Raw genomic sequence first — 11,751 nt, 5'->3', positions numbered from 1 at the left:
TTTTGTTAAATATAGACTTGGGTTAGCGTTTGGCTAACCCTTTTAATTAAAATGAGTATTTAGTCTCAAATCTTATACGATTTTGCTTGTAGCTATTGCCATCTTTTTTGTCTTTAGCAGTAGCAAAGAAGCCAGAGAATTTAAGTTTTTTACTATAAGCATAGCTTGCGCTTACATTAGCTTCTTTTCTTTTTGCTTTTGCTGTGTTTAACCCATAAGAATAGCCTTTGCCATCGATATAATTAGCTGTTAGTGCGTATTTGTCAAATTTATATCCGGCTCCAACAAACCAGAAATGGTTGGTATCTTTTAGGTTATTGTAATATTGAGTATTTCCTGTGCCACCCATTGAGCTATTTAGAATTTTTGCTGGATTTATTAAATCGCCATTGTCTTCTAGTGTCACAAAGCCTGTACCACCTTCATCTGCTCTAAAGTTTATATATCCAGCATTTAGGTTAGCTCCAAAGAAATCAGCGTTAGCCTTAACCGCATAAAAGCGAGCGTCTTTGTATGGTGTTTTTGTGGCCATTTCATTATTCATAAAATTGCTTACATATTGTGCTTGAACACCTAGTTTTACGTCATCTGCTATAGGTGCGTTTACTTTTAGCTCTGTGCCTACTAGTGTAGCAGTATGAGGCATATTTGCTAGCCATAGTTGGAATGCAACTGGATCAAAATTACCAGCCAAGCCTAAACCATATACATTGGTTCCCATATTATATTGTGTTAGTTTAGGGATTAAATTTCCATCATAATCTGTATCAATTGCAAGTGCATCAAAGGCAAAAGCTGATATTGTTAATCCGTCCACATCTGTATTATAAGCTACCACACCAGTGCCAACTAAATCATCAGTAAAGAAAGTTTTTATGATTTGTTTACCAGCTTGAACTGTTGTGTTATTTATCTTGTATCCTAGATAAAATTGTTTAACTGTGAAAGGTTGAGTTGTGTTTGTGGCATCGCTTTGTGTACCAGAGCCATCTTTAGATAGATAACGAAGCCCTAAAACACCAAAGAAATTATCATCGAATTTTGCTTTAAAATTGCCGATAAATTTAAACTCATTTCTTGCGGCGTTATTTTTTATTCTATCTGCATTGGAAGGCTTTTTGTTATCATATGTGTACCTATATCTCGCAAAGCCTGAAAAATCAACATCTTTAATCGCCTCTTCAAGCGGTGTAGCAGATGCTGTTTGCGCTAGTGCAGAAAGTGCAACTAAAGCAGCTATAGAAATTTTAGCAATCTTCATTATAAACTCCTAATATAAAATAAAGTGTGCTTAATAATATATAAATTTTCTTTAAACAAATATAAATTTAAAAAGTTAATTTAGCCTATTTAATAGGTACTTCTCCGCCATATCTTATCTCGTTTGCGTCTACGTCATCCCGAGCTAGAATATAGGCTATATTGTTTGCTTTTATGGTTTTATTTAGCTTTTTAATATCCTCCTCTAGCTCCTCTTGATAGCTGTAAATCATTGCTACACTTAGTACCCCATAAAGTGCTTCTATGTGCCTAAATACAGCTATTTCAGTGTCTACGTCTCTACTTTGTATGATTGCTACTATCTTATCATCTTGGCTGGTTATTATCTCAATGTCTTGCAATTTTAAAAGCTCATTTGTTACATTATTAAGCATGCTTTTGTTTTTTAGATATACTACGACGCTTGAAATATTCATGTTTTATCCTTGATTTAGGAGAGACTAGTCTCTCCTTTTTGTTATTTTACACCTTCGTTTATAACTTGCATTAAATTTGAACTATTCTTACTGCTGCCTTTTCTAAAATCAGGCTTAAAGCTATTTTCCACCAATGGCTTTGTATTTGCTTGAGGTACGTGACACTGAGTGCAGTTAAAGCGCGCTTCGCTTAGTTTGCCGCCTAGATCTTTGCCAGTGCGTAGGTCGATTAGGTGCGATTTTGGGATAGGTGTAGCGCCCACGTCTTTGGCAAACTCAGGCATATGGCAGTCTATGCAGGCGTTGCTCTCTTTTGTAATCGGCACTAAGCCCTCTATATCATGCGGGATTAAAGGTGGGGCGTTTTCGTATGAGCGCTCATACCTTTGGCTCTCTCCTGCACTTGCCTTGCTCCAGTTTATTTCTGGTAAATTTAGGTCTTTTTCATTCTCTAATGCCACATTTCTAAGCCCTATTTGTGTATCGTCTATACCGTTTTTGCTAGTGTTAGTTGGCGTATTCTGACTAGACGCACACGCTATAAATACCGCAGCTACAAATGCTAGTGTAGCTATAAATTTAATTTTCATTTTTTCTCCTTAAATTTTTGATACTAAACTCAAGTGCATTCTCTTCGCAGGCGTCTATACATAGCCCACAACTTATGCACTCACTGCTTTTTACAAAGCCACTTTTTTCACCTATGATGCTTAGGACTTGCTTTTCTGGGCAGACTCTTTCGCACTCTGAGCAGTAAGTGCAAAAATGCTCGTGGTGTTTTATTCTAAAAATTGAAGCCGTGCTTAAAATCGAGTAAAACGCTCCGAGTGGACAGATGTGCCCACAGGTACCATTTGGTAGGATAAATAGCTCAAATACGACTATTAAAAAAGCCACTCCAAGCCACGCAAAGCCGCCAAAAATAAGCCCTCTTTGCACCACTCCTATAAAGCTCACGCTCTCAAAAACTGGCACGCTAAATATAGCTGAAAGTAGCAAAACGCTCGCTAGGATATAGTACCTGCTTGTGCGTTTTATATTTAGTATTCCGCTTTCATTGAGCTTAAGCTTGCGCCTTATTTTGGCGGTTAGCTCTGTGATTAGCCCCACAGGGCAGACCCAAGCGCAAAATGCCCTAGGGGCTATAATGGCATAAAAAGCCGCTACGATAACAGCTCCAAGTACTGCGCTAGCTCCGAGATTTGCCCCAGCAAAAGCTAGGCTAAGCACTGCAAAAGGATCACTTAGTGGTACGGTGCTAAAAAGCAGCGAGCTTGATAAATCTCCTGCTAAAACACCCCTAAATGAGCCATTTGCCGCAGCTATCAAAAAGGCAAATAATATAAATTTAAAAGCCAGTCTGATTAGGCTAAATTTATACCTACTCATAGCTCATCTCCGCTGTTTAGATAATCCTGTGCACCCTTATGCTTTGATATGCTTTGCGCATTTTTTTCATTGACCCTTTTTTGATCTTGCTCATCCCAGCCCTTGACATAGGTATCATTTACCTTGCCTAGGACTGCGCTTTGCGGTAGCACCGTGATTGAGGGCTTTTGGGTGATGCATGCATGCTCGCACATACCGCAGCCCGTGCAAAGCGCATTATCCACTACTGGTAGCAAAAGTGCGTGTTTGCCAGTGCGCTCATTTCGCCTATGCTCGACTTTTAGCGCTTTGTCTATTAATGGGCAAGCCCTATAGCAAGCGTCGCAGCTAATCCCCCAGAATGCTATACAATTTAGGGTGTCAACTACGGCAACACCCATTTTAGCCAGTGCTATGTCGGCTTTGTCGTTTTTATTTTTCATTAAATTTAAATCCAGCGCCTTCGTTGGACAAGCGGCGGTGCAAGGTATGCTAGGACACATCTTGCAAGGTTGGCTACGTGGGGTAAAATAGGGTAGTCCAGCCCCTAACCCATCTCCAGCCTCTGCTAGCTTTAGTGTATTAAAAGGGCAAGCCTCGACACACAGTCCACATCTAATGCAACTAGAAATAAACTCATCTTCACTCAAGGCTCCTGGCGGACGCAACAATAATCTATCGTTAGCCTGTGTGCTTACTTTCCATAGCACAGCTCCACTTAGACTTAGTGCGCTAAATTTAATCGCCGTTAAAAGAGCCTTTCGCCTTGTCATTTTTAAGCCTTGTATACCTTAACAGCGCATTTTTTAAAGTCTGTTTGCTTACTGATAGGGCAGGTGGCGTCAAGTGTTACTTTGTTTATAAACACCTTCTCATCAAACCACGGTACATACACAAGTCCGCTGGCTGGCTTATTTCGTCCGTTTAGATCAACGCGCGCTTTTACCTTGCCTCGGCGGCTTTCTACCCAGACTAGGTCGTTTTGTGCTACGCCTATTTTTTCAGCGTCGCTTTCATTCATATAGCAAAGCGCTTCAGGTACAGCGCGATAAAGCTCAGGTACACGCATAGTCATGGTGCCGCTATGCCAGTGCTCTAGCACGCGCCCAGTACATAGCCATAGTGGGTATTCGCTACTTGGCATTTCGCAAGGATCCATATACGGGCGGAAAAATATCTTGCCTTTATTTGCGATTGATTTGCTCTCTTTTTGCGTAATGCCCTTTAAATCTCCCTGCGCTAGGCTAGCAGCTTTATTGCCGTAAAATGCAAAATCCCCATTTGGGTTTGCCTTTTTGGCATATGGGTCAAATTCGGTATTAAAGCGCCATTTTGTTTCCTTGCCATTTACCACAGGCCATCTTAAGCCGCGTACGTGATGATATGTGTCAAAGTCGGCTAAATCGTGTCCGTGCCCAGTACCGAACTCTCTATACTCTTCCCATAGATATTTTTGCACGAAAAAGCCGTATCCTTTAAATTCCTCTCCGTCACTACCTTTTACATTTCGGCTATCGCCAAAGACTTCAGAGTTATCAAAGCCAGCTATAATAGGGTCATTTGCGCTAAAATTCTTAGCCTTTTTATTTGCAAAAAGCACATCATATAGTGTATCTTCAGGCGAGTAGCCCATTTTTACCGCTTCATCTAGGACGTTTGGTAGGGATACTTTATCGTTTACTTTTTTCTCACCCCAGACCTCTTTTAGCTTAAAGCGTTTTGCAAACTCAAGCATCTGCCATGTATCGCTCATCGCCTCGCCAACTGGTAGCACCTGCTGGCGCCAGTGCTGGGTGCGGCGTTCGGCGTTGCCATATGCGCCCCATTTTTCATATATCATTGCACTTGGCAGGATTAGATCGGCGACTTTTGCCGAGATACCTGGATATGCGTCGGAGACTACGATGAAGTTATCCATCTCACGAGCTGCTTTTATCCAGTGGTTGGCGTTTGCGGTGTTTTGCCACGGGTTATTTACCTGCACCCACGCCCATTTTATCTTGCCATTTTCCATGTCTCTCATCATCTTGGTGTAGTGGCTACCTACGACTGGGTTTATGGTGCCAGCTGGCAGGTTCCAAATTCGCTCTGTCTCGGCTCTGTGTTTTGGATTTGCCACGACCATATCGGCTGGTAGGCGGTGGGCGAATGTGCCGACCTCTCTAGCCGTTCCGCACGCGCTTGGCTGACCTGTGAGAGAAAAAGCCCCATTACCTGGCTTAGACTGCTTGCCAAGCAAGAAATGCACCATGTAAGCTTGCTCATTTACCCATGTGCCGCGCTGGTGCTGGTTAAAGCCCATAGTCCAAAAGCTTACGACTTTGCGGTTTTGCTCGATATAAAGAGCAGCTAGGGCTTCTAGCTTTTGCTTAAATTCATTAATGTCCTCGTTTGGATCGCCTTTTGCAAGCTGTGCTACAAAATCAAGAGTATAAGGCGCAAGAGCCTTTTTAAACTCATCATAGCTTATTTCCCAGTGTTTGCCAGCGCTATTTTGGTTTTTATTTTCTAGTGTATCACCTGCTTTTAGCCCTAGATATGCTAGCGTTACGCCCTCACGCTCGCTTAGAATTTTTTTGTTTTGCTTTTCGACGGTGTCTAGCTCACTTTGGCGGAATTTGCCCTTGCTGGCGTCCTCTCTCATGCCATATCCTATATCAACTGGACCTGTGCTAAATACGCAGTGGGCTTTTACAAATTTTTCATCGATTAGCTCAGGGTGGTTATAGACTAGCTCGCGTGCGATGTAGTTCCAGATGGCTAGGTCAGTTTGCGGAGCGAAAATGATCTCTATATCGGCGATATTTGAGGTGCGCGTTGAGTAGGTGCTTAAATTTATGACTTTTACTTTATCTGGATTGCTTAGCTTTCTATCGCTTACCCTTGACCAAAGGATTGGATGCATTTCTGCCATGTTTGCACCCCATGTTACTACGGTGTCAGTTAGCTCTATGTCATCATAGCAGCCAGCTGGTTCATCGATGCCAAAAGTCTGCATAAATCCAGCCACAGCCGAAGCCATACAGTGGCGCGCATTTGGGTCTATGTTGTTGCTTCTAAAGCCAGCTTTTATAAGCTTGCTGGCTATATAGCCCTCAGGTATAGTGTACTGTCCTGAGCCAAATACGCCTATGCCAGTTACGCCTAGTTCGTTGTAGGCCTCTTTAAATTTTTTCTCCATTATATCAAAGGCTGCTTGCCACGAGATAGGCTTAAATTTACCCTTTTTATCAAACTCACCCTTTTCGTTTACGCGCAAAAGTGGCTGCGTAAGACGATCTGCTCCGTACATTATTTTAGCGTTAAAATAACCTTTAATGCAGTTTAGTCCGCGGTTTACTGGTGCGTCTGGATCGCCCTTGACTGCGACTATTTTGCCATCTTTAGTAGCCAGCATAATCCCACATCCAGTACCGCAAAAACGGCATGGAGCTTTGTCCCAGCGCCAGTTGCTATTAGCTGATTCGTCTGCAGCTAGACTAGCTGGCATGCTAAGCCCAGCTGCACCACACGCAGCAGCTGCAGCAGCTGATTTGATAAAATCTCGTCGTTGCATAAGTTTTCCTTTAAATATAAAATTATTTTTGCTTTTTTATATTGCAAATTAATCCTAGCCTAAAAATTTCAATATTTTATTGACAAACATCATTTTTATTTATATAAGTTATTATATTTGATTATTTTGGTAAAAGTGTGAGAGTTTGAATTAAACCGATAAAAACACTCTTTTTATCGGTTATTGCCTTTATATAAAATTTATTATATTTTAGCCACTAAGCTCCTCTAAGACACGCTCTAGCTCTTTGCCTTGCCCTATGCGATAAAGCGCAAAATCATATTTTATGGGATCTTTTGCGTCAAATTCCCGCAGTTTATTTGTGATTTCAAGTGCGGCTTTAAAATCATAGCTCTTTCTCTTGCCAAGCCCAAGAGCCAGGGAAATACGGTGCGTATGGACATCAAGCGGTAGCAGCAAGGAAGCGGTATTTATGCTTTTAAAAAGCCCAAGGTCAATATCATCAGGGCGCACCATCCAGCGTAGGTACATGTTATATCGCTTAAGCGGAGATGAAGGTTCACCTTTAAATTCCTTGCCAAAGAAAAACTCATATCCATCGCTTCTGTGCGGATTTAGAGAGTAGATTTTTTGCATCAGCTTTGCTATGCCTTGCTCAATTTTACTCTCTTGTTTTAGACCACTATTTATTATCTCTTCTATGCTGTTATCTTTGCTAAGTCGAGCTAAAGTGATAAAAATCTCACGCACATCAACTGGATTTTGAAAGCGGTATTTGTGCTTTGTAAAGTAGCTTTTTATCTCATTTTCGCTTTGGTTTATGATGTCAAAATCTATTGAGCGTAGAAACTTAACTATCTGTACTGCATTTCCATACCCAAAAAGCGCGCAAGCAAGCGCAGGTACGGGCTTTGCGACCTCTCTTGCTACCCAGAGCGGATCTGGATGGGCTAATAATCCACCCTCATTTGATTTTGCCTCTAGGTGTGTATCTAGGACGGATTTTAATCTATTTGAATGCTGTTTTATCAAGCATTGCTCCTTTTGGTTTTTAAATTTACCTTGCTTTATAGTTAAGCTTTGTTTTAAATTTTAAGCCATTAAATTTAATCGTATATGTTTAAAATTTACCCCATTTTCGCATTTGATTAAGATAAATTTTGAATAAATTTATCTATCATTCACGGATTAGTCTCTTGAAATAAGCCTTTTGGCGCTTGTCATGGCATCCTCACCCTCTAGTATGCTAACGACCGCACAAGCAATGGGTGTGTAGATATTGTGTCTTGACCCTATTATTGTAATGGCTTTTGCTGTGGCTACACCTTCTGCGACCTCGCCTAGTTCTTTTAATATCTCATTTAGAGTTTTTGACTTGGCAAGCCCAAGCCCAACGCGGTAGTTTCTAGATAGCGTGCTGGAGGCTGTTAAAAATAGATCTCCAGCCCCGCTAAGTCCCAAAAATGTCTCGTCTCTTGCGCCAAAATGCTTTCCAAAGCGAGCCATTTCTACTAGTCCCCTAGCTATTAGGCTAGCTCTTGCATTATTGCCAAGTCCTAGCCCATCGCAGATACCGCTTGCTATGGCTATTACATTTTTGTATGCACCACACACCTCTGCGCCTCTTACGTCATCGGATATGTAGCTCCTCATGTAAACTGGGAAAAATTGTGCGAATTCTTTAGCAGTTTGCTCGTTTTTTGAATTTATTACCATTGCGCAGGGTAGACGGCTTGAGACCTCGGCGGCAAAGGTAGGGCCTGATAAAAAGGCTAGCCTGTCATCAGGTATATAGTCTTTATAAATTTCATCTAAAAATCGAAGGTTTGCCGTCTCTATGCCCTTGCTTGCTATTAGATATTTTGCGCCTGTGTCTATGTAATGCTGCTTTAACCAAAAAGCCGCACTTTGAGTCGGTATGGTGCATATGATATGTGATGCTTTTAGCGCTATATCAAGGCCTACAAAGCCTAAAATATCTCTTTTTGTCCTTGAGGATATGACTGCGTCTACTCCAGCATCACGTATCGCACCGTATAGGGCTTGCCCCCATTTGCCAGCACCTATTACCGATACCATAGTTATAATTTAGAGCTTAGTAGCTCGTTTACTTTGGCTGGATTAAATGCCCCCTTGCCTTCTTTCATCACTTGACCGACAAAAAATCCAAATAGCTTGTCTTTTCCACTTTTATATTCTGCTACCTTATCGGCATTTGCTGCTAAAATAGCGTCTATTATGGCTAGTATGGCGCCATCATCGCTTACTTGCTTTAGCCCTTTTGCTTCGATTATATCATCCACGCTCGCACTGCTTTGCAGCATTTCATCAAGCACCTCTTTTGCTGCTTTTTGGCTTATCGTACTATCCTCTATGCGGACTAAAAGCTCGTTTAGCCTGTCTGAATTTACTGGGCTATCTGCTATGGTAACACCATTTTTAAGTCTACCTAAAAGCTCGACCAGTAGCCACGTGGTGCATAGCTTTGGATTTCGACCTTTTTCTATCAAGTATTCAAAAAATGTTGCCATTTCAACACTACTTGTCAAATTTATAGCATCAGCTGTTTTTATGCCATATTCTTGCTCGTATCTAGCCTGTTTTTGTTCCGCAAGCTCCGGTATTTTGATGGCCTCATCGTACATGTCATCAGGTATAATAACAGGTAGTAAATCAGGATCAGGGAAATATCTATACTCCGCACTATCCTCCTTGCCTCTCATTGAGCGCGTTACTAGATTTACTGTATCAAATAGTCTTGTTTCTTGCACGACCTCTTGTTCGTATCTGCCGTCCTCCCAAGCATCGCTTTGGCGTTCTACTTCGTATTCTATAGCCTTTTGTATAAATTTAAATGAGTTTAAATTTTTAATTTCAACTCTAGTATAAAGTTTAGTATCGCCTTTTGGGCGTATAGAGACGTTTGCATCGCATCTAAAGCTGCCCTCTTGCATGTTTGCATCACTTATGTTTAAAAACCTAAGTATGGAGTGAAGCTGCTTTAAGTAAGCCACCGCCTCATCGCTACTGCGTAAATCAGGCTCACTAACTATCTCTAAAAGTGGCGTGCCAGCGCGGTTTAGATCTACTAAGCTGTAGCTGTCCTCGTGGATATTTTTACCAGCGTCCTCCTCTAGGTGCGCCCTTGTTATGCCTATTCGTTTTTTGCCTGCACCCACGTCAATAAATAGCTCTCCATTTTCTACAACTGGTACTTCAAACTGGCTTATTTGATACGCCTTTGGCAGATCTGGGTAGAAGTAGTTTTTTCTATTAAATATTGAGCGTCTATTTATGGTTGCGTTTACCGCTGTGCCAAAGGCTATTGCCTTTTTAACAGCCTCTTTATTAAGCACTGGTAAAGCCCCAGGCAATGCTAGACAAGTCGGGCATACGTGAGTATTTGCCTCATCTCCAAAGCTGGTTTGGCAAGAGCAGAAAATTTTTGTTTTTGTATTTAATTGAGTGTGAACTTCAAGTCCGATAACGACTTCAAACATAATATACTTACCTTGAAATTTAAATATTAGTCGCTATTCTAGCAGAATAAAGCTAAAATTTTGCTATTTTAGGTCACCCAAAGTAGGGCGACCTAAAATATCAGTGGTGCTCGTCTATGGTAACTGCGCCAGCTAGATATACATATGTCAGCATCATAAATATAAAAGTCTGAAGCACAGCCATAAGTGTAAGAAGCGCATAGGCTGGTAGAGGAGCTACAAATGGAGCCAGTGATAGCATAACAAGCAAGAAAAGATCATCTCCTTTAATGTTTCCAAAAAGACGGAAGGATAGTGATACTATCCTTGATATGTGTGATATTATTTCTATAGGAAACATTAGTGGCGCTAGGATTTTGCTAGGCCCCATAAAATGCTTGATGTAGTTTACTATGCCGTTTTTCTTAATGCCTTCGTAGTGGTAGTAGATAAAGACAATAAGTGCTAATGTCAGCGTTAAATTTAAACTAGATGACGGTGATTCAAAGCCTGGAATTATACCTATTACGTTAGAGAAAAAGACTATAAATCCTATTGTAGCTACGAGCGGAAGGTACTTTCTAGCTAACTCATCGCTACCTAGAGTGTCGCGCCCCATGGAGACTACGCCACCTAAGTATGCTTCTAGGATATTTTGCAATCCTTTAGGCACAAGTTGCATTTTTTTCGTTGCAGCGCGCGCTGTTAGCACACAGGCGATTATCACCAGCACGAAGTTAAAAAAGTAAACAAACGAGTGAGAGTGGTGGAAAAAGTGCGAAAACAGAAATAAATCTTTCATCTTGCAAGCTCCATAATGTAGAGATTTTGGTTATTTTATCTAATTAAATGTTAATTTTTTTTTAAGTTTGACTAAAAATTAGCAATTTATTTAAAAATTATGTCAAAAATAAGTTTAAGGATGGTAATGCCAACTACAAATAAAAATACACCTCTTATAAATTTAATCTCCCTTTTTATGGCTAAGCTAGCCCCTAAAAAAGCCCCTATAATAGCGGCTGTCCCCATTAAAAATCCAACCTTCCACAGTACATTTGAGCTTATTGCAAATGTAGCAAAGCTGACAATGTTGCTGGTTAGATTTAGGGCTTTTGTGTTGGCTACCGCCTTTTTTAAATTTAATCCTAAAATTGCAACTAGGCTAAAAGTCCAAAACGACCCAGTTCCAGGGCCAAAAAAGCCATCATAAAAGCCTATGCTAAATCCAAAAATTACCCAAAAAATAGCTGGTTTTAGTTTTGCTTTTTTATCACTTTCGCCTACTTTATGAGAAAATATCGTGTAGATAAAAATTGCTACTAGCATCACTGGTATAATGTAACGCAAAAACCCAGCGTCAAGGTGCAAAATGACTCTAGTGCCGACAAAAGAGCCCATAAAAGTAAACAAAATACCGCTTATAATTTCTTTGAAATTTATAAGACCACTTAAGCCAAATTTAATCGCTGCTGCTAAACATCCAAGGCTTGCTTGAAGTTTATTTGTGCCAAGTGCAAGGTGTGGAGGCATGCCCATAGCAAGTAGTGTTGGCACTGTAATAAGCCCACCTCCACCAGCTATTGCATCGATAAAACCGGCTGTAAATGCAGATAAAATAAATATAAAATATGAAAATAAATCAAGCTCCACGAGTAAATCTCCAAGCGGATATAAAATGGCAAAATAATAT

11 protein-coding genes are annotated in these 11,751 nt (G+C 40.8%); all 11 read right to left on the bottom strand.

What is annotated here, in order from left to right; genetic code table 11:
* Positions 1 to 46: 46 nt before the first annotated feature.
* Positions 47 to 1,261 (bottom strand): major outer membrane protein, encoded by a 1,215-nt coding sequence (locus LBC_RS05935; RefSeq protein ID WP_221253476.1) that lies wholly within the window; start codon positions 1,259 to 1,261, stop codon positions 47 to 49.
* A gap of 85 nt (positions 1,262 to 1,346) precedes the next feature.
* Complete coding sequence (locus LBC_RS05930; RefSeq protein WP_221253475.1) at positions 1,347 to 1,697, bottom strand: chaperone NapD; 351 nt, start codon at positions 1,695 to 1,697, stop codon at positions 1,347 to 1,349.
* 41 nt (positions 1,698 to 1,738) lie between these two features.
* Positions 1,739 to 2,287, bottom strand: coding sequence for a nitrate reductase cytochrome c-type subunit (locus LBC_RS05925; protein ID WP_221253473.1), 549 nt, complete (start codon positions 2,285 to 2,287; stop codon positions 1,739 to 1,741).
* A complete protein-coding gene (napH, locus tag LBC_RS05920) occupies positions 2,277 to 3,086 on the bottom strand; it encodes a quinol dehydrogenase ferredoxin subunit NapH (protein ID WP_221253470.1) in 810 nt (269 codons plus the stop codon). The genes LBC_RS05925 and napH overlap by 11 nt, the downstream gene beginning before the upstream one ends.
* Entirely contained in the window at positions 3,083 to 3,838 is a 756-nt protein-coding gene (gene napG / locus LBC_RS05915) for a ferredoxin-type protein NapG (protein WP_221253468.1), read from the bottom strand. The genes napH and napG overlap by 4 nt, the downstream gene beginning before the upstream one ends.
* 2 nt (positions 3,839 to 3,840) lie before the next feature.
* Complete coding sequence (napA, locus tag LBC_RS05910; protein ID WP_221253466.1) at positions 3,841 to 6,621, bottom strand: nitrate reductase catalytic subunit NapA; 2,781 nt, start codon at positions 6,619 to 6,621, stop codon at positions 3,841 to 3,843.
* A 210-nt stretch (positions 6,622 to 6,831) separates the two neighbouring features.
* Positions 6,832 to 7,614 carry a TIGR02757 family protein gene (locus tag LBC_RS05905; RefSeq protein ID WP_260173332.1) on the bottom strand — a complete coding sequence of 261 codons (783 nt, stop codon included), beginning with the start codon at positions 7,612 to 7,614 and terminating at the stop codon, positions 6,832 to 6,834.
* 156 nt (positions 7,615 to 7,770) lie between these two features.
* On the bottom strand, positions 7,771 to 8,667 hold the full coding sequence (locus tag LBC_RS05900; protein ID WP_221254975.1) for an NAD(P)H-dependent glycerol-3-phosphate dehydrogenase: 897 nt from the start codon (positions 8,665 to 8,667) through the stop codon (positions 7,771 to 7,773).
* Positions 8,664 to 10,082 (bottom strand): Asp-tRNA(Asn)/Glu-tRNA(Gln) amidotransferase subunit GatB, encoded by a 1,419-nt coding sequence (gene gatB, locus LBC_RS05895; RefSeq protein WP_221253463.1) that lies wholly within the window; start codon positions 10,080 to 10,082, stop codon positions 8,664 to 8,666. The genes LBC_RS05900 and gatB overlap by 4 nt, the downstream gene beginning before the upstream one ends.
* Before the next feature lie 100 nt (positions 10,083 to 10,182).
* Positions 10,183 to 10,863, bottom strand: a complete 681-nt coding sequence (locus tag LBC_RS05890; RefSeq protein ID WP_221253460.1) for a F0F1 ATP synthase subunit A — start codon at positions 10,861 to 10,863, stop codon at positions 10,183 to 10,185.
* A gap of 86 nt (positions 10,864 to 10,949) precedes the next feature.
* On the bottom strand, positions 10,950 to 11,711 hold the full coding sequence (locus LBC_RS05885; RefSeq protein ID WP_221253458.1) for a TSUP family transporter: 762 nt from the start codon (positions 11,709 to 11,711) through the stop codon (positions 10,950 to 10,952).
* Positions 11,712 to 11,751 lie beyond the last annotated feature (40 nt).

Origin of the sequence: Campylobacter sp. 19-13652, from assembly GCF_019702925.1 — a bacterium.
Classification (GTDB): Bacteria; Campylobacterota; Campylobacteria; order Campylobacterales; family Campylobacteraceae; genus Campylobacter_A.
Note: the sequence above shows the minus strand (reverse complement) of the source record. Positions and strands in the feature narration are given on the sequence as shown.

What these genes read in the sequence shown, in the direction of transcription:
- LBC_RS05925 (WP_221253473.1), bottom strand. Translation starts at nt 2,287, where the DNA reads ATGAAAATTAAATTTATAGCTACACTAGCATTTGTAGCTGCGGTATTT.
- LBC_RS05890 (WP_221253460.1), bottom strand. Translation starts at nt 10,863, where the DNA reads ATGAAAGATTTATTTCTGTTTTCGCACTTTTTCCACCACTCTCACTCG.
- LBC_RS05935 (WP_221253476.1), bottom strand. Translation starts at nt 1,261, where the DNA reads ATGAAGATTGCTAAAATTTCTATAGCTGCTTTAGTTGCACTTTCTGCA.
- napA (WP_221253466.1), bottom strand. Translation starts at nt 6,621, where the DNA reads ATGCAACGACGAGATTTTATCAAATCAGCTGCTGCAGCTGCTGCGTGT.
- LBC_RS05930 (WP_221253475.1), bottom strand. Translation starts at nt 1,697, where the DNA reads ATGAATATTTCAAGCGTCGTAGTATATCTAAAAAACAAAAGCATGCTT.
- napH (WP_221253470.1), bottom strand. Translation starts at nt 3,086, where the DNA reads ATGAGTAGGTATAAATTTAGCCTAATCAGACTGGCTTTTAAATTTATA.
- gatB (WP_221253463.1), bottom strand. Translation starts at nt 10,082, where the DNA reads ATGTTTGAAGTCGTTATCGGACTTGAAGTTCACACTCAATTAAATACA.
- napG (WP_221253468.1), bottom strand. Translation starts at nt 3,838, where the DNA reads ATGACAAGGCGAAAGGCTCTTTTAACGGCGATTAAATTTAGCGCACTA.